The sequence below is a fragment of the Nocardia aurantia genome (assembly GCF_009604425.1).
In the GTDB taxonomy this organism is placed as follows: Bacteria; Actinomycetota; Actinomycetes; order Mycobacteriales; family Mycobacteriaceae; genus Nocardia; species Nocardia aurantia.
Map to the genome: position 1 here is coordinate 43011 of NZ_WEGI01000018.1, position 17552 is coordinate 60562.

19 protein-coding genes are annotated in these 17552 nt (G+C 70.1%); 7 read left to right on the forward strand and 12 right to left on the reverse strand.

Annotated elements, in window-relative coordinates; all coding sequences use genetic code 11:
* Nucleotides 1–9: 9 nt before the first annotated feature.
* From NRB56_RS34390 to NRB56_RS34405, 4 genes are all read right to left on the reverse strand, one after another.
* Complete coding sequence (locus tag NRB56_RS34390; protein WP_153348540.1) at nt 10–795, reverse strand: SDR family NAD(P)-dependent oxidoreductase; 786 nt, start codon at nt 793–795, stop codon at nt 10–12.
* On the reverse strand, nt 792–1703 hold the full coding sequence (locus NRB56_RS34395; RefSeq protein WP_319943955.1) for a fumarylacetoacetate hydrolase family protein: 912 nt from the start codon (nt 1701–1703) through the stop codon (nt 792–794). The genes NRB56_RS34390 and NRB56_RS34395 overlap by 4 nt, the downstream gene beginning before the upstream one ends.
* Nucleotides 1700–2572: a fumarylacetoacetate hydrolase family protein gene (locus tag NRB56_RS34400; protein WP_153348542.1), complete on the reverse strand. Its 873-nt coding sequence runs from the start codon at nt 2570–2572 to the stop codon at nt 1700–1702. The genes NRB56_RS34395 and NRB56_RS34400 overlap by 4 nt, the downstream gene beginning before the upstream one ends.
* 110 nt (nt 2573–2682) lie before the next feature.
* Nucleotides 2683–3255 (reverse strand): carboxymuconolactone decarboxylase family protein, encoded by a 573-nt coding sequence (locus NRB56_RS34405; RefSeq protein ID WP_319943956.1) that lies wholly within the window; start codon nt 3253–3255, stop codon nt 2683–2685.
* Nucleotides 3256–3359: 104 nt separating this feature from the next.
* On the opposite strand from NRB56_RS34405, the gene NRB56_RS34410 reads away from it, so the two are divergent.
* Nucleotides 3360–4178 (forward strand): IclR family transcriptional regulator, encoded by an 819-nt coding sequence (locus NRB56_RS34410; RefSeq protein WP_153348544.1) that lies wholly within the window; start codon nt 3360–3362, stop codon nt 4176–4178.
* Between the two features lie 145 nt (nt 4179–4323).
* On the opposite strand, the gene NRB56_RS34415 is transcribed toward NRB56_RS34410, so the two are convergent.
* The 4 genes from NRB56_RS34415 to NRB56_RS34430 all read right to left on the reverse strand — a co-directional run bounded on the left by NRB56_RS34415 (nt 4324) and on the right by NRB56_RS34430 (nt 8865).
* Nucleotides 4324–5079 (reverse strand): SDR family NAD(P)-dependent oxidoreductase, encoded by a 756-nt coding sequence (locus NRB56_RS34415; RefSeq protein ID WP_153348545.1) that lies wholly within the window; start codon nt 5077–5079, stop codon nt 4324–4326.
* Between the two features lie 88 nt (nt 5080–5167).
* Entirely contained in the window at nt 5168–6568 is a 1401-nt protein-coding gene (locus NRB56_RS34420) for an MFS transporter (RefSeq protein ID WP_153348546.1), read from the reverse strand.
* 138 nt (nt 6569–6706) lie between these two features.
* Nucleotides 6707–7546, reverse strand: a complete 840-nt coding sequence (locus NRB56_RS34425) for an alpha/beta hydrolase fold domain-containing protein (protein WP_194291096.1) — start codon at nt 7544–7546, stop codon at nt 6707–6709.
* A gap of 5 nt (nt 7547–7551) precedes the next feature.
* A complete protein-coding gene (locus tag NRB56_RS34430; protein ID WP_319943957.1) occupies nt 7552–8865 on the reverse strand; it encodes an amidohydrolase family protein in 1314 nt (437 codons plus the stop codon).
* 137 nt (nt 8866–9002) lie between these two features.
* Here NRB56_RS34430 and NRB56_RS34435 point away from each other — a divergent pair, with 137 nt between their 5' ends.
* Both NRB56_RS34435 and NRB56_RS34440 read left to right on the forward strand, forming a co-directional pair.
* Nucleotides 9003–9896, forward strand: a complete 894-nt coding sequence (locus NRB56_RS34435) for a LysR family transcriptional regulator (RefSeq protein ID WP_153348549.1) — start codon at nt 9003–9005, stop codon at nt 9894–9896.
* Between the two features lie 305 nt (nt 9897–10201).
* Nucleotides 10202–10555: a hypothetical protein gene (locus tag NRB56_RS34440; protein WP_153348550.1), complete on the forward strand. Its 354-nt coding sequence runs from the start codon at nt 10202–10204 to the stop codon at nt 10553–10555.
* A gap of 34 nt (nt 10556–10589) precedes the next feature.
* Here the strand turns inward: NRB56_RS34440 and NRB56_RS34445 are convergent, their stop codons facing one another.
* Entirely contained in the window at nt 10590–11318 is a 729-nt protein-coding gene (locus tag NRB56_RS34445) for a TetR/AcrR family transcriptional regulator (RefSeq protein ID WP_153348551.1), read from the reverse strand.
* A 95-nt stretch (nt 11319–11413) separates the two neighbouring features.
* Between NRB56_RS34445 and NRB56_RS34450 the strand changes: the two genes are divergently transcribed.
* Nucleotides 11414–12115: an NAD(P)-dependent oxidoreductase gene (locus NRB56_RS34450; RefSeq protein WP_319943958.1), complete on the forward strand. Its 702-nt coding sequence runs from the start codon at nt 11414–11416 to the stop codon at nt 12113–12115.
* Nucleotides 12116–12254: 139 nt separating this feature from the next.
* Here NRB56_RS34450 and NRB56_RS34455 read toward each other — a convergent pair whose 3' ends face one another.
* Nucleotides 12255–13046 carry an SDR family NAD(P)-dependent oxidoreductase gene (locus tag NRB56_RS34455; protein ID WP_153348552.1) on the reverse strand — a complete coding sequence of 264 codons (792 nt, stop codon included), beginning with the start codon at nt 13044–13046 and terminating at the stop codon, nt 12255–12257.
* 127 nt (nt 13047–13173) lie between these two features.
* Between NRB56_RS34455 and NRB56_RS34460 the strand changes: the two genes are divergently transcribed.
* Together NRB56_RS34460 and NRB56_RS34465 are read left to right on the forward strand one after the other, a co-directional pair.
* On the forward strand, nt 13174–13629 hold the full coding sequence (locus tag NRB56_RS34460; RefSeq protein ID WP_153348553.1) for a winged helix-turn-helix transcriptional regulator: 456 nt from the start codon (nt 13174–13176) through the stop codon (nt 13627–13629).
* A 209-nt stretch (nt 13630–13838) separates the two neighbouring features.
* Complete coding sequence (locus tag NRB56_RS34465) at nt 13839–15188, forward strand: toll/interleukin-1 receptor domain-containing protein (protein WP_153348554.1); 1350 nt, start codon at nt 13839–13841, stop codon at nt 15186–15188.
* Nucleotides 15189–15191: 3 nt separating this feature from the next.
* Here the strand turns inward: NRB56_RS34465 and NRB56_RS34470 are convergent, their stop codons facing one another.
* Entirely contained in the window at nt 15192–16103 is a 912-nt protein-coding gene (locus tag NRB56_RS34470) for a DUF5996 family protein (RefSeq protein WP_153348612.1), read from the reverse strand.
* Between the two features lie 149 nt (nt 16104–16252).
* Entirely contained in the window at nt 16253–16990 is a 738-nt protein-coding gene (locus NRB56_RS34475) for an alpha/beta fold hydrolase (protein ID WP_153348613.1), read from the reverse strand.
* A 100-nt stretch (nt 16991–17090) separates the two neighbouring features.
* Between NRB56_RS34475 and NRB56_RS34480 the strand changes: the two genes are divergently transcribed.
* Nucleotides 17091–17513 (forward strand): MarR family winged helix-turn-helix transcriptional regulator, encoded by a 423-nt coding sequence (locus NRB56_RS34480; protein ID WP_153348555.1) that lies wholly within the window; start codon nt 17091–17093, stop codon nt 17511–17513.
* Nucleotides 17514–17552: the final 39 nt, after the last annotated feature.

The following is a 17552-nucleotide window of genomic DNA, read 5'->3' on the forward strand; positions in this document are numbered from 1 at the left end:
CCGGGGAGGCTAGGCGCCGAGCATGTTGAAGCCGCCGTCGGCGTTGAAGTAGGCGCCGGTCATGTGGGCCGCGTCGTCGGTGGCGAGGAACAGCGCGGTGCCGGCCAGTTCGGCGGGAGCGGGGATGTGCTTCAGCGGGGTCTTCGACAACAGTTCCTCGCGGCGGCCGTTGCGCCAGTCGTCGCGGGCCAGGGTCGCCTCGGTCTCGATGAATCCGGGGGCGAAGGTGTTGACCCGGACGGTCGGGGCGAAGGCCTGGGCGTAGGACTTGGTGATGCCGAGGACGCCGTACTTGCCGGCGGCGTACTGGGGTGCGCGGGCGCTGCCGCGCACGATGACGGTGGAGCCGATGTTGATGATCGCGCCGTGGCCCTGCTCCAGCATGCGGGAACCGAATTCGTGCACGCACAGCAGCGTGCCCTTGATGTCGACGGCCAGTACCCGGTCGATCGACTCCTCGGTGATGTCGCGCCACGACATCTGCTCGGTGGCGACGTCTCCGACGTTGTTGACGAGCACGTCCAGACCGCCGAATCGGGCGAACACCTCCTCGGCCATCGCGATGATGTCGGCGTGCCGGCCGATGTCGGCCTGCACGGTGAACGCCTCGCCGCCGATCTCCTCGATGCGCGCCACGGTGGCCTTCGCGCCGGCGGCGGAGCTGCGGTAGTGCACCGCGACCCGGGCGCCCTCCTGGGCGGCGCGGAACGCGATCTCCGCGCCGAAGCCGGTGCCGGCGCCGGTGACCAGCACCGTCCTTCCGGCGAACCGCTGCGGAATCCGACTGTCGGTCATGCGAATCCGACTCCCTCTGTCTCGATACTGGTGGTGGTGGATGCCTCGGCGGTAGCAAGCGCGGACCGCGAGAAGTTCTGGCGCAGTTCGCCGATGCCTTCGATGCGGCTGACGAGTTCGTCGCCGGGCCGCAGATACCGGGGTGGGTTGCGGCGATTGCCGACACCGGCCGGCGTGCCGGTGAAGATCAGGTCGCCGGGCAGCAACGGCACGATCGCGGAGATCCGAGCGATCAGTTCCGGGACCGCGAAGATCATCGAGGCGGTCCGATCATGTTGCATCACATCGCCGTTGAGCAGACCGGTGATCTCCAGATCGTCCGGATCGGCGAATTCGTCCGGGGTGACCAGCACCGGCCCGGTCGGCCCGAAGCCCGGGAACGACTTGCCGAGGCCGAATTGTGCCGGGGTGCCGCGGGATTGGACGACGCGCTCGGAGATGTCCTGTCCCACGGTGAGTCCCGCGACGGCCGGCCACGCGCGCTCGGCCGGGACACGGTGCGCCGGCGCCCCCATCACGGCGACGAGCTCCACCTCCCAGTCGACCTTGCCCGGGGGCAGTTCGATCGTGCCGGTCGGGCCGGTGACGCAGGTCGGGAACTTGGTGAACACCAACGGATCCGACGGCGGCGTGAAGCCCGCCTCGGCCGCGTGCGGCGGATAGTTGAGTGCCACCGCGAACACCTGGCGCGGCCGCGGCGCCGGGGCGGTGAGCTCCGCCGGATCCGGGACGAAGGACTGCTCGGCGGTGGCCGTGTCGCGGCCGACGGCCCAGTCCCGCAACGCATCCCACTGCTCCAGCAGCGCCATCGGATCCGACGGGAACCGGTCGCGCGAGGCACGCTGGATGTCCACGGCCCGGTCGCCGTCGATCAGGACCGCCCGGCCGGTGACCGCGGCGAACCTCACCAGTCCACCTTCTGCGGCACCGGGGTGCCGTGGCCCTCGGTCCAGCCGATGATGGGGGTGCGCAGCACGCCGAGCCGCTCGACCTGGGCCTCGATCACATCGCCGGGCTTCAGGTACATGTCCGGGTCGCCGCTGAAACCCGCGACGCCCTGGATGGTGCCGGTGGTGATCAGATCACCCGCGCTGTAGCCCTGCGGAGAGTGGTAGGCGACCAGGTGCGGGATCGACACCGACATCCGGTTGGTGTTCGACTTCTGCCGCACCACGCCGTTGACCCGCAACTCCATATCGAGGTTCTGCGCGTCCGGGATCTCGTCGGCGGTCACGATGTACGGGCCGACCGGGCAGAAGGTGTCGATCGCCTTGCAGAAGGAGAACACGCCGGATTCCATTTCCCGGCGCTGGATGTCACGCGCGGTGATGTCGTTGAACACCACGTAGCCGGCGACGTGGTCCGGCGCGTCGTCGACGCCGAAGAATTTGCCCGGCTTACCGATCACCACCGCGATCTCGAGCTCGTAGTCGAGTTCGCTGGTCAGATGTTCCGGGTAGATCACCGGCTCGTCCGGGCCGACGATCGCGTCGACGTTCTGGAAGAACACGATGCCCTTGTGCATCGGATGCGACCAGTCGACCTTCTTCGACTCGTCCTCGTGCTCCCGGAAATTGCCGGAGGTGTGGAAGAACTTCTTCGGCACGATCGGCGCGCGCAGCCGCACCTCGTCGAGCGCCAGCCGTTCCCCGGACTCGGCCACCCGGCCGGCGAGTTCGAAATATTCGCGGGTGCTGCCCACCTCGAGCGGAAGGACCAGCCGCTCCTCCAGTTCCAGCCGACCCACGCGGCCGTCGTCGAAGGTGATGAGTTTCATGAGGATGCCTTCTTTGTGTCGCTATCGGACGAAGCCGCCCGACTTTCATTGAATGAAAGTAGAATTCGCTAGATGAATGTTGCTGAGTATCGTCGCGCGCCCCGGAGCTGTCAAGCGGCCGGGCCCTCACCGGCGAACACGCGCAGTTGCAGTGCCAGCAACCCGTAGTAGCCCACGATCGTGGTCAGTTCGAACAGCCCGCGCTCGGTCAGCGCGGCCACCGCGGCGTCGTAGCCGGCGGTATCGAGGCGGCCCCTACGGACCAGCTCGCGGGTGGTATCCAGCGCGATCCGTTCGACCGGGTCGGTGACGGCGGGCTCGTCCGCGGCTCGCACGGCGGCCAGTTCGGCGTCGGTGAGCCCGCACACGCGGCCCACCGCCTCGTGCGCGGCGCGCTCGAAATCGCTGTCCCAGTGCGCGGCGACGACCAGGATGGCGAGTTCCCGTATCCGGTCGGTGAGCACCGAGTGGTAGCGGACCGCCGCGCCGACCGATTGCAACGCCATCCCGGCGGGCGGGCTGAGCAGCATCGCGTTGAACGGCCCGCGCAGCCGGCCGTCGGCGTCGGTCAACGGGAACGCTTGCGGCCCGGCCGCTCTGGGGCCACCGGCGATGGCCCGATAGACGACGGCCTGATCCTCGGTCAGGTCCCCGGGCAGCAGCCCGGCCAGCCGTGCGGTCACATCCGGCTCCTCTCCTTGCGGGGGAACGCCCGCGCATCGGCGCACGTCCCGGGTCTGCGTAATATCAGCTTCCATACAGTGAAAGTCTCGAGAATGAGGTGTCCATGGCACGCGGAACCGCCGCGGACCCGGCCCAGGCCGAGCCCGCCGAATCCGGCAAGCGCACCTACCAGGTCGAAGCGCTGGCCAAGGGGCTGCGGATCCTGTCGCTGTTCGACGAGAAGCGCACCTCGATGAAACTCACCGAAATGGCCACGGAGACCGGCATTCCGCTGCCGACCGCGTTCCGGATGGCCGCGACGCTGGTCACCGAGGGCTTCCTCGAACAGCTCGCCGACGGCGACTATCGCCCGGCGCCGAAGGTGCTCACCCTCGGCTTCGCGTCGCTGCGCGGCCTGGATCTGGTGCAGCTGGCCGACGGCCCGCTGCGGCGGCTGTCGGCGGCCACGGGCCAGACGGTCAATCTCGGCACGCTCGCGGGCGACCGGGTGCTGTACCTGATCCGTATCCGCAACAACGACCTGGTCACGGCCAACATCCAGGTCGGCTCGCAACTGTCGGCGGTGAGCACCTCGATCGGCAAACTGCTGCTCGGCTCGCTCGACGAGACCGAATTGCTGCGGCGGGTGACCGAGGATTCGTTCGCCGGTTCGGCGGGCCCGAACGCGATCCGCTCGCTCGACGAGCTGATCCCGGCCCTGGTGGAGATCCACGAGCGCGGCTGGGCGATCCAGGACGAGGAACTCGCCTACGGCCTCCGCTCGGTGGCCGCGCCGATCCACGACGAGACGGGCGCGGTGGTCGCGGGCGTCAACGTCGCGGTCCCGGCCCGGGAGTTCCCGGTCCGGCGACTGCGACAGGAACTGCTGCCGCGCCTGCTCGACGCCTGCGCCGAGGTCTCCCGGCTGCTCGGCGGTCGCTGACCCGGCCCGAACCCGAGCGCCTACGCCGGTCCCGACACCGATGGCCCGGACACTGATCGCGGTGGCCGCCGACAGGGGACGGTCGGCGGACACCGCGGCCAGGCCCACTGGGGCCGGGGCGAGTGTGGTTGACAGCATGGCGATCTCAGACGAGGGTGCGGCCGCCGTCGACATACAACACCTGCCCGGTGACGAAGGCGGCGCGCGGGGAGGCCAGGAAGAGGACCGAGCCCACCACGTCCTCCGGCACACCCAGTCGCCCGGCCGGTACGAGGTCCGTCATGCCTTCGCGCACACCGGGTTTCGCGAGGTAGTCGCGGGTCAGTTCGGTTTCGGTGTACCCGGGGGCCACCGCGTTGACGGTGATCCCGGTGGCGGCCGTCTCCCGGGCCATCACCTTGACCAGCTGATCGAGGCCGCCCTTCGAGGCCGCGTACGGACCGTGGTTGGGGTGCGCCAGCTGCGAGGACACCGACGAGAAGAACACCATGCTGCCGCCGCCGGCCGACCGCATCAGCCGGGCCGCGGCCCGGCCCGCCCAGAACGCCGTGGACAGATTCAGCGTGAGGATCCGCTCCCACACCTCGTCGGGCATCTCCTCGATCGGCCGCCGATCGTTGGCGCCGACCGCGTGGACGAGGGTGTCCAGGCCGCCGAGCTGCCCGGCCGCCGCGTGCACGGCCGCATCGCAGGCCGCCGACGTGGTCAGATCGGCCGGCAGCGGCCGCACCTCGGCCGCCGCCAGTTCCGGCTCGTCCACCAGCGCCTTCAACTTCACCTGGTCGACATCGGCGACCACCACCCGGGCGCCGACCTCGGCCAGCCCCCGCACACACGCGGCACCGAGCCCGCCCGCGCCCATCACCAACACCCGCGCGCCGTCGAGTCCGAGCCATCCCATCACGTCACCGTACTTTCACTTGATAAAAGTTACTTTCCCTGACTGAGCCTAGCCGCGTACCCGTCACCGGCGGGCACGCGGCGGGCGATCAGTGCGAAAGCGCTTCCAGCGGAAGCTGTCTGGTCTCCACACCCCAGCGCAGTGTCACCGCGCCCCCGACGATCAGTACCGCCAGAAACAGTCCGAACACCGCGGCCGCACCGCCGCCGGCGTCGAGGATCCAGCCGATGACCGTCGGGGCGATCACCACCGCGAGGCAGCGCCACGCGCTGGCCGACAGCACGCCCCAGGACCGCATCCGGGTCGGGTAGATCTCGGCGGTGTAGGCGTAGACCAGCGGATCGATCCCGCCGACCGCGGCCAGCATCAGCCCGCCGGTCAGCAGCAGCGCGGGCACCGAGTTCAGATGTCCGGTGGCGGCGAGCAGTACGGCGAGTATCGCGCCGATCGCCGACACCAGATAGCCGGTCAGGAACCAGCGGCGCCGGCCCACCCGGTCCACGGTCAGACCGACGGCCACGATCATCGCGATGACCACCCCGTTGACCCCGGCACTGGCGAGACTCGCCGTCGATTGGGAGACGTGCGCGAGTTTCACGTAGAGGCTCGGCATCCACACCGTGCCGCCGAGCAGCGTGAAGTAGACGCTGAACCACAACACCCACGCGGTCACCGAACGCCCCCGGTAACCGCGGGAGACCAACTCGCCCAATCGCGTCGGCGCTGCGTCGGCCGACACCGGGACCGCATCGGAATCGGCACCCGGTTCGATCCGCGCCGCCCGTTCCATCGCGGCGATCGTGCGTTCCGCCTCGTCGAGCCGGCCGCGGCGGATCAGCGCGCGCGGCGATTCCGGCAGCACCCGCCAGGACAGGGCGGCGATCAGCACCGGGACGGCGCCGACCGCGAACAGCACCCGCCAGGCGGTTTCGTGCGAGACGGTCGCCAGCAGCACCGCCGACGCCAGCGACGTCGCCAGATTGCCCAGCGGCGACGCCAGTTTGTAGAGCACCGTGACCAGGCCGCGCTGCGAGCCCGCGACGAATTCGCCGAGCATCGCCGACGCCGCGGGCGCCTCGACACCGAGGCCGAAGCCCTGGATCAGCCGGATCGCCGCCAGACTGCCGGTACTCCAGCTGAAAGCGGAGATCAGCGCGAAGGTGCCCATCACCAGCAGCGAGGTCAGGAACACCCCGCGCCGGCCCAGCCGGTCGGCGACCAGCCCGAAGCCGATCGCACCCACGCCCTGCCCGATGAAACCGGCGCTCACCAGCATTCCGGCCTGCCCGGGACCGAGGTGGAACGTCGACGAGATCGCCGCCAGCACCGTCCCGATCGACACGATGTCGAAGGCGTCGAAGAAGGTGCCCGCGGCCAGCGGGCCTACGACCCGGGCATGGAACCGCGAGACGGGTATTCGTTCCATCCGGGCGATCAACCGGTCCGCCGTTGCGGCGGTCCGGAATGCGGATTCGTTCGACACGACCATGGGTCACCGATCCCGTAACACGTTGACTTTCACATAATGAAAGTCGATTTCTCGACTGAAGCGTGTGAAGCACATCACGGTGACCGGCCCCCGTCAAGGGCGGGACCATCGAGGTCACGAGACCGGTTGCGCCGCAGGTCATTCCGGCTCCGGCGCGGCCGCGCCGGTCACGGACCGGCAGAATCGGAGGGCGTCGCCCACCAATCTCGGCACGTCCGGGGCGTCGTCCCAGAAATGCCCGGCGCCGGCGACCAGGTCCAATCGCACCGGCGCCCCCACCTCCCGCAGCGCGGCGGCGAGCCGGATGCTCTGCGCGACCGGCACGTGCCGGTCGGCGGTGCCGTGCGCGAGCAGGATCGGCGGCGCGCCGGGATGCACATGGGCCAGGGGGCTCGCCGCGCGCGCCCGTTCCGGCTCGGCGGCGACCGGGGCGCCGAGGAAACGGTCCTCCCGCGAGGTGTCCGGCTCGTGCCCGGCGCCGTGCAGCGCACGCAGGTCGTCCGGCAGGCCCGGCAGGTCGGTGGGCGGGAACCAGGCCACCACACCGCGAACGCCGAGCGGGTCCGACCGCCGCAGCGCGGCCAGCAGCGCGAGGTGGGCCCCGGCACTCTCGCCCCACAGCACGATCGCCGCCGGGTCGAGCCGCAGCCGCCGGTGCTCGGCGCGCAACCAGTGCACGGCCGCGCACAGATCGTCGACGGCCGCCGGACAGGGCGCCTCCCCGCTGAGCCGGTAGTCCACCGCCGCGACCGCGAATCCGCTTGCGGCGACGGCGGAATGGAAGGCCGGGCCGTCGCCGCCGAGCACCGGCAGCGCGTGGGTGCGGGATCCGCGCTGCCAGCCGCCGCCGTGCACGGACACGATCACCGGACGGTCGGACGGAACATGCTGCGGCAGATACAGATCCAGTTCCAGCGGCCGGAATCCCACGACCTCGCGGTAGACAGCGCCGGCCACCCGCCCGACCTCCGCGCCCACCCCGGTCACCGCGCGGCGCCCGCCGGCTCGGACCGCAATCGCGGTGCGCGATGGGCGAATTCGCCGTCCTGCAGCACGGCGAGCAGGTTTTCCGGATCCTGCAACAGGGATACGTCCCGGCACGGATCGCCCCGGACCACGAGCAGATCCGCGAGGTATCCGCCCGTCAGCAGCCCCACCGGGCGCCGCATCAGCAGTCCGCCGAGGTAGGTGGCCGCGCGCAGCGCCTCGGCCGGGGTGTAGCCGAACAGGTCGACGAACAGTTGCAGATCCCGTGCGTTGCGGCCGATGGGGTTGTTGGGGAATCCGTAGTCACCACCGGGCAGCACCCGCAGGCCGCGGCGGCGCAACTCCTGGTACAGCTCCTGCTGGGCGGCCAGCGCCGCCACCGACCCCATCGCCTCGGCACGGTCCGCGTCGATGCCGAACTCGGCGCCCTCGTGCACGTTCGCCCACATGATGCCGACCGCGGGCGACAGGAAGATCTCGTCCTTGTGCTCCTCGAGCAGATCCACGGCCGCCTCGTCGGCGTAGGTGCAGTGGTAGATCGACCGGAAGCCGTGCCGCACAGCCAATTCCACCGCTTGCGAGGACTGCGCGTGACAATTGAGCAGCACCCCGGATTCCCGGGCCTGCTCCCCCGCCGCCGCGGCCTCCGCCGCGCTGTACTGGGTGACCCGGGATCCGCCGGACACGAAGACGTCGTCGTTGCTGAGCAACAGTTTCACGCTGTCGAAGCCGAGGGCGGCCTGCTCGCGGACGAACGCCCGGACCGCCTCGGGCCCGGTGGCCACCGGCCGCGGACCGTCCGGGCCCAGCCGCACCGGATTGTTGTCCCGTTCGAAGGAGGCGGCCCGCAGCCGCGGCCCGCGCGAGACGCCCTGTTCCAGTTCCGTTTTCAGCTGCACCTCGGTGGGCACCGGGGTCAGCGAGCCGGCCGAGTAGGCGCTGGTGAAGCCGGCCCGCAGCAGGATGCCGGCGTTGCGGCGGGCGATGGCCAGCAGTTCGTCCGGCGGGGGCAGCTCCCGGAAGAAGCTGACGTCCAGCGGGGGGTTGAACCGGGTGTCGAGATGACCGACGGCGGACGGAAAGGTCAGGTGCGCATGCGATTCCACCAGTCCGGGCATGACCGTGGCACCGGTGCAGTCCACCACCGTGTCGCCGTCCTCGGCGACGGTGCCGCCGCCGACGCGGACGCTCTCGATCGTGGCGCCGCGCACCACGACGTCGCCCGGCACCGGCGGCGCACCCGACCCGTCGAAGACCAGTCCATTGCGGAAGAGTAGCCGGGCAGCGGCGATCGGCGCCTTCACGTTCACTGTTCGATCCTCACTATCGCTCATCGAAAGCTGATTTCCACTATTCGTGACCCGCACCACAAACTCCAGTAGGATTCGACCCGTTATCGTGAGGCGGAACCGAACAATGCTGTTAGGTTGCTCCGGGAGAAGGGCCGATGGATCTGTCGCTGCACGCGCTGCGTTACTTCGTGGCCGTCGCCGAGGAACTGCATTTCGGCCGCGCCGCACAGCGGCTGCGGCTGACCGCGCCGACGGTCAGCGAACAGATCTCCAGACTCGAGACGAAACTCGGTGTCGGCCTGTTCCGGCGCACGTCCCGGCGGGTGGAGCTCACCCCGGACGGCCTCGAACTGCTCGCGTTGGCGCGGACGATGCTGGCCGACCACGACCGGATCCTCGCCTGGGCCGAGGACAAGCGGCGGCGGCAGGAGCCGGTGCTGCGCGTCGGCTTCGTCGGCGCCAATTCCGTCATCACCGAGATCATCGGCAGCGCCGCCCGGGAACTGCCCGGCATCCGCCTGGAGACCCGGCAGCTGAGTTTCACCGGCGGTATCACCGCCCTGCTGGACGGCGAGGTCGACGCTGCCTTCGTCCCGGGACCGGTGCCGCCGCTACCGGGACGGCTGCGCTGCCTCGTGGTCGACCGGGACCGGCGGGTACTGGTGCTGCCCGCGGGACACCCACTGGCACAGCGGGACAGCGTCGGCATCGCCGAACTGGGCGGCGAAACCTTCATCGCCGCCGCGGGTCCGGCCGAGGTCGTGAACTGGTGGGTGGTGGATCCACGGCCGGACGGGTCCGCACCGCGGCGCGGCCCGGTGGCCCACTCGCTCGAGGAGATGCTCGAGTTGTGCGCGGCCGGGCTGGGGGTCAATCTCGCGCCGGAATCCGTGGCCGTCTACAACAATCGGCCCGATCTGCGTTACGTGCCGGTGCCGGACATCCCGCCCGCCGACGTCGTGCTGTGCACTCCGGTCGAGCCGGGGCACCCCCTGACCACGGCCTTCGTCCGGATCGCCCACCGGCACGCCCGCGACACCACAACCTGATCGGCGCATCGATGTGAACGCCCACAACGCGATTCGGTGACAATTCACCCGGAAGGGCTTACCCGCGAGCGGAACTGGTGGATCATCCACTCGTCCGCGTTGTCACGATGGGGTTCCGGTCATGATCCGAAGGTTCGTACTGCTCGCTGCCACGGCTGTGGTCACCGTGCTCTCCGCTGCGGTTCTCTCGGCGCCCGCCGGCGCGACGACCGTCAACTGCGCTTATTCGGGACCCATCGTCGGAAACCCCGGCATGCAGTACGTCTGCTATGTGGTCCACGACGACGGTTCGAGGGAGACGTTCTATGCCCCAGGCCCCCGAGCAATCACCTGATCCGGTCGTCCATGTGACACAGCAGCCGCGGTTCGTGTCGCAGCCGGACGGGCGGGTGCGCGCCTACTATCCCGGCGAGGACTGGTTCGTCGTCGGCGCCGACCGGGCGGACGCGGTCGACAAGCTGGCCGGCGAGGTGGACCTCCGGATGCAGAATCCGGATTACGTGGCGGACCATTTCGCCATGACGCAACGACATCTGGCCGGCGAGCGGACACCCGGATTCGAGGCCAGCGAGATCACCCGCGGCGAGTACGAGCGGCGCGTCGCGGTGGCGCCCGACCGGTTGCGCGAGCTCCCCGTGACCGAGCACGGCGACGAGTAGGCGCGGAAATCCGGCCGCGAGCGCCGGCGCGCCTTCAGGACCGCGAATCCGCGGCGCTCGGCGGGAGACCCAGTGCGCGGAGCAGGTGGCCGATCTCGTTGCGGTACAACTTCTCCGGGTTGGTCGTCTGAGTCCGCAAGTGGCCCAGCACCTCCAGTGACACCAGGCCGTGCAGGTGGCCCCAGATGCGCAGGGCGATGGCCACCGCGGCGGGCGGCAGCCCCGGAAACTCCTGCCGCACTTCGGCAACGAGCTTCGGCTCGAAGTCCGGCCACTCGAATCCCTGGTCGGCGTGGGCGGTTTCGGCATGCGGCCATGCGCCGGCAGCGAGCCCGACGAGACCGAGGCAGGCCCGGCGCTCGGCGTCCGGGGCCGCGCCGCCCTCGGGAGAGCGATAGCCGGGAACCGGATCGCCGTAGATCAGCCGGAATCCCTCCCGGTTCGCCAGGGACCAGTCTCGGAACGCGCACGCCCAGGCCATGATCCGGTCCGCCGCGGCCGCCGGTGGGTGGCGGTCGCGGGCGGACTCGAGCACGTCCGCGAGATCGCCGTAGACATCCCGGATCAGCGTGGTGACCAGGTCGTCGCGGGTCGGGAAGTAGCTGTAGACCGCGTTCGCGGTCATGCCCATCTCCCGCGCGATCGCCCGCAGCGTGATCGCGGCCGGGCCGCCCTCGGCCATCAGCCGCAGGGCCACTTCCTTGATCTCCGCCGTCGTCTCGGAGCGACGGCGTTCGCGCCTGGTCGGCGCCGGGACAGCCATGTGCGCACTCTACCTCGGCGTGCGATTCACGAACGGTGTACATTTACTGCACGGCATATAGTTTTCATACGCCGTTACCAACCTTCGGAGGAACCGTGTTCATCGGCATCATCGGCGCGACCGGAAACGTCGGCCGCCACCTGGTCGGCGAGGCCCTGGCCCGCGACCATCACGTCACAGCGTTCACCCGCGACCTCGCCCGCGCCGGCACCGATCACGAGCGGCTGACCTGGCACGAACTCGACGCGTTCGACAGCGCGGCGGTCGCCGCCCGGCTGCCGGGCCTGGACGTGCTGATCAGCTGTTATCAGCCGGGCAACGCCGCCACCGATTTCGCGGGAACGGTGGCGCAGTCCATCGCCGATCCCACCGCGTATTCGACCGTGGCGCGGGCGCTGCTCACCGCCCTCGGGACGCGCCCGCGCACGCGGCTGCTCGTCCTCGGGGGCGCGGGCAGCCTGGAATACGCGCCGGGGAAGGTCGTCGCCGACGACGAGGACCGGCTGCACGCGGCCCTCGACGGGCTCGGACTGCCCCGCGGATACGCCGCCGCGGTGCGCGGTCATCGTGACGCGCTGAACGTGTACCGGACGTCGAATCGGCTGTGGACCTATCTGAGCCCGGCCGAGGAGATCGGCCCCGGCGAACGCACGGGACGGTATCGGGTCGGCGGCGACCAGCCCGTGGTCGACGAGGCGGGCCGCAGCCGGATCTCGTTCGCGGACACCGCCGTCGCCCTGCTCGACGAGATCGAGCACCCGCGATTCGTGCAGCGGCGCTTCACCATCGGCTACTGATCCCGGAACGGCGCGGCGACCGCGCGCCCTCGAGGGTCGGTTTGCGGGCCGAGGCGGCCGCCGCCCACCGGATGCCGGACATCCGGGGACCGCGCGGCCGCATCGTGCCGAATTCCGAACCCGCGGCGGCTCCGATCGATCAGTCGACGACCAGGCCGCCGGTGAGATTGACGATCGCCCCCGTCATCGCGTTCGCCCGGTCCGAGGCGAGAAAGGTTGCCACGTCGGCGATCTCGGCGACGGAGGGCAGTTCCTTGCGCACGGTGAGGTCCGCCATCCGGTCCCGGAACGCCTCCCGGCTGATGCCGTTCGCGTCGGCGTGCAGGCCGTACACCTCCGCGAGCTGCGGTGTTTCCGGCATCCCGGCGGCGTTCAGGCACACGACCCGCACGCCACGCGGACCGACCTCGGCGGCGAGCCCGCGGGACAGCGATTCGATCGCCGCCCAGGCCGGCGCCATGCCACCCATGCGCGGCACCGCCGTGCGGGACGGGCTCGCGGTGATCGTCAGTATCACCCCCGAGCCCTGCGTGGTCATCCGGCGGGCGGCGGCCCGGGTGGTGACGAAAGTGGCTCTGGGATAGGCGATCATCGGCCGCTCGAAGTCGGCGACCGGCAGGTCCACGATCGCGGTGCCCTGAATCCCGGTCTGCGGCAGACTGATCGCGGTGAACGAGATGTCCAGCGAGCCCGCCGTCGCGACCACCGCGTCCGCGTGCGCCTCGACCGCCGCCTCGTCCAGCGCGTCCACCGTGGCCGTCTCCGCGAGACCGCCTGCGGTGGTGATGTTTCCGGCGACCTCCCGCAGGGGCTCCGCGGTTCGGCCGGCGAGGAACACCCGCGCTCCCGCCATCGCGAAGGACCGCGCGACCCGGCTCCCGATGTATCCCCCAGCCCCGTAGACCACCGCGTTCTTGTTCCTGAGCAGCATTGCCGACTCCTGATCCGACGTATCCGATCGCCGGGCGCGAATACGCCCGATCCGGTTGCGTGATGCAACCAGAGCACCGTAGCGCCAACTGGTTTCTTCATGCAACCGTTTGCCGTACACTGAGGTGATGCTCGGCCGAACCTATGAGACCCAGGACTGTTCCGCGGCGCGCGCGCTCGAGATCGTCGGTGAGCGCTGGAGTCTGATGATCATCCGGCATGCGCTGTTCCGGGACGTGACCCGATTCGGGGACTTTCAGCGCAGTCTCGGTGTCGCCCGCAACGTGCTCGCCGCGCGCCTCGACCAATTCGTCGCCGACGGCGTGATGGTCCGGCAGCCGCTCGCCGAGGGCTCCGCCCATCAGGAATATCTCCTGACCGAGAAGGGCCGGGCACTCCGGCCCGTCATCATCGCGCTGACCCACTGGGGCGACCAGTGGGCCGCCCCGGACGGGCCGCCCGTCACCCTCCGGCACGCCGGCTGCGGCGGCGAGATCCATCAACGGACCGTTTGTGACTGTGGCAGAACGGTTTCCGCCGAAGAAGTCGTCGCCGATCCCAATCGGTCCCGCACGGCCGGCTGAACCTCGGCGCCGGGCCGCGACGTGCGCTCGCCGGTGGCCGCGAGTTCGTTCCGGCGGGGTTCCGTCCTCTCGAATTGTTCGGGGACTATTTCGGACGATAGACCAGATCACCGGAATGACCGTCGGCCGTTGCGGATACGTCGACATGTCGTATCGGATGTAGAATTGATTCGGTGGGGCTCGTTTCATCCAGTGAATCGATCTGAGTCATGCGCATTTTCATCAGTCATGCCGGCACGGATATCGCCGCCGCCCTGGCCTTGCAACAATGGCTCGTGCGACAGCGTTCCGAGCTCGCGGCGGATATTGTCCTCGACTCGGAGGTCGATGGTATCCGGGCCGGAAAGCGCTGGCGGGAGGCCATGCGAGCGGCGGTGTCCCGGTCGGAGACGGTCATCTGCCTGATCTCGCCACGCTGGCTGAGATCGGCGGAATGCCGCGCCGAATTCCGGACCGCCGAAGTTCTCGGCAAGCGAATCCTCTGCGCCGGAATCGAACCCGGCGAGGACGACGCGATGCGCGAGTGGCAGCGTTTCGATCTGTTCGGTCCCGGTCCTTCCGTCGCGATTTCGGTCGAGCCCGATCCGGATCCCGTGCGCTTCACGGAATCCGGTTTGCGTTCGCTGGTGTCGGGACTCGACGCCCCGGCGACAATGCCCGTGGCCGATCGTGATTCGCGGCCGGTGCCCCGGCAGCAGGCGGTGGTCACCGGGGAGGAGAACATCACCTTCCAGTCGAATCGCGACGCCGAGGTCATCATCAATCGCGCACCCTCGAGTGCGGCGGTCCGCGCCGGCGCGCTGATCATCGGCGGCACCGTCCTGCTCGGCGCCACCATCATCGGCGCGACGCTGATGTTCTCGACCGGCCGCCACGAGACATTGCGCGCCCCACGGGCTCTCGGCGAGCCGGCGGCCGGCGTCCCCCCGTTGCAGTGGGCGGTCACCATGGCCGACAGCGATCTCGACAGCTGCCACGCCTGGACGTTCCCGCAACCCGTCTCGGCGCTGCCGTACCACGAGTTCGCCGACGACATGGCCGAGAACGACGCGTGGGCGCTGAGCCACGGCGGCATCGAGAAGGACCGCGCGGTGTACACGATCGTCGTCCAAGGCATCGACGACCGGCCCGTGCTCATCCGCGACCTGCGGCTGAAGGTTCTGTCGAAATCGGTTTCGCGACAAGGGTTCACCCTGCACAGCGCGCTGGGCTGCGGCGGTCAGCCGAACGAGCGGCACTACGAAGGCGATCTCGGCGGCGCGGATCCGCGCATCCGGCTGATCGAGCCCGACCGGCCCGGCGCCGCCACCGCCGCGGCGCCGTCCACGTACACCGTCTCCCGGACGGCGCCGGAGGTCTTCGTCGTCTACATATTCGATTCCGCGCCCGAACAGAGCCTGTACTCGTACGAATTCCAGCTGGAGTGGAGCCGCGGTGGCACCGCCGACACGGTCCAGATCTTCGCGAACGACCGCCCCTTCCAGCTGAACGCGACGAACCGCTCCGAATCCGATCCCGGCTACTACCCGGCCGGCGGCGCGTGGCAGCAGATCCGCTGAAAGTCAGCGCACCGGAGGGGGATTGCCGTCGGCGCTGGCCGCGAGCGGATACGGCCAGTCGCAGACCCGGCAGGAGTGCCGGAACGCCGAGCGGGCGAAGGCCAGGGCGGCCGCGGCCGGATCGGCGGCGGTGCGGACGTCGTCCCAGTCCAGCAGATATTCACCGACCTCGGAATTCCAGTGCGCGGCAGCCGGTTCCAGCGACAGCGCATCGAAGCCCTCGGGTGCGGGGTGGGCGTAGGCGTAGAACGCGGCGCGGCCGTAGCGCTCGTCACCGGGCCACCAGCCGACGGCGACCTCCTGGGCGTCCATGGCGTTACGCATGATGAAGTCGTCGGCGGGTGGTGCGGCGGGCTGCCCGGAGAACAGGCTGACGGCCAGGTCGAACGAACCCCACCAGGCATTGACCGGGGTGCTGCGGCCGCGATAGGGCGCACGGTAGGCGGCCAGCACGCGCGCGGCCGAGGTCGCGGCGGCGAAATAGTCGTCGACCTGCTCGGGAACATAGGTGGCGTGCTCGTCGTCGGCGTCCAGCGGCACCGTCCACGACACCTCCTGCGGAGTGGGGTCGAAGTCGACCGGACCGCCGAGCGCCCGCACCGCCGCCAGCACCGCTCGGGTGACCTCACCGACGGATCGGTTCGGCGTCAACGGGATTCGCGCCGCGGCGCCACCGCTGTGCTCCACCGCGGCGGTGTGCGACCGCAGATCGAGCAACACCACCAGCGCGCCCGAGCCGTCCGGGGCCGGCAGGGCGCCGGTTTCCCAGCCGCGCGCGGTCAGCCGCAACGCCGCGTGCTGCAACTGCGGTTCCGGCGGCGCCAGCCTCGCCGACAGTTTCCCCAGCACCTGAGTGTGAGCGTGCAGGGTGTCGCAGGTTGGGCGCCACTGTTCGTACGGCAGTTCCGGCCACATGGTTCGCACCGGGCCAGGCTATCGGCATCCGCTCCGGCAACCGGCCCGCGAATATCGATCGTTGCCCATCGGATACCGCGCGGACGCCGGGCCGGATCGCCGCACGGCGGCGAGGAGCGGGCACGAGCGCCGCGGCGAAGCGCCGATGGTCAGCGCAGCACGATGTCGAGAACCTGTGCGGGCGTTTCGATCTGGGGCATATGACCCGCCCCGGGCAACAGCGTGAAGCCGGCTCCCGGAATCGCGGCGGCATAAGCCTTGCCGTAACCGGGGTGAACGACGCGGTCGCTCTCGCCCCAGACGACGTCGACCGGCAGCCGCAGGTCCGCCAGCCGGTGCAGCAGGGTGGGGTCGAACATCGCCGGGCCGGTGTAGGCGGTCAGCGCGCCGAGGTCGGGCGCCGGGGCGGGAACACCCGGCGGCGGGACGGGCGCGGCCGAGGGGTCGTGGAAGGAGTGGGCCCGGATCTCCGCCGGTGTCATGCCGCGCAGGTCGGTGATCGGATGGTCCTCGACCTCGATGCCGATCGCGTCGACGATGACCGCGCGGGCGATCCGGGATCCGTCGCGCAGGGCCATCTCGGCGGCCAGCCAGCCCCCGAAGGAGTTGCCGACGAGCGTCACATCGGCGAGCCCCAGCCGGTCCAGCATGCCGAGGTAGAGCTCGGCCAGCGCCGGGACGTCGCACAACTCGGCGGGGCGCGGAGTGCCCGCGAAGCCCGGGTGGGTGGGCACCAGGACCCGGGCGCGGGCGCCCTCGGCGAGCAGGCCGGCGAAGCCCGTCATCGTCGCCGCGCCGCCACCGCCGTGCAGCAGCAGGAAAGTCCGGGTGCGGTCGTGGTCGGCAAGGGTGACATCGACGGTACCGAGCTCGGCGTGGGTGATCATCGGTCTTCTTTCGTCGGTGGAGAACTCCACGTTGTATATAAGCAACCTTAGTTCAGCTTACTTATATAAGCAACGTTGTCGAGCCGGGTAGCATCGCGGCATGTCCCGTCACCCCGCCGAGGTCGTCCTCGCCGTCAAACGGTTGCAGCACCGGCATCACCGGGCGCTGAGCAGGGCGCTGGCGCCGCTGGATCTCTCACTGGTGCAATGGGATACGTTGCGCCACCTGCATCGGCAGCCCGACGCGTCCCTGCACGATCTCGCGATCCTGACCTTCCAGACCGATCAATCGTTCGGCTCACTGGCCACCCGGATGGCCGATCGCGGCCTGATCGAGCGCGTGCCCGGACCGGGCCGCGCGGTGCGGCACCGGCTCACCGAGAAGGGCGAACGGCTGCGCGCCGAGGGGCAGCGGATCGCGGACGGCGTTGTCGCCGAATCGTTCCGCGCGCTGTCGGCCGAGCAACTGGAACAGCTGGGGCTACTGCTCGACGCGGCGCTCGGACCGAACCCGGCGGGCTGACATTTCTACAAGACACCCCCGCCGCGATCCGCGAGGGTG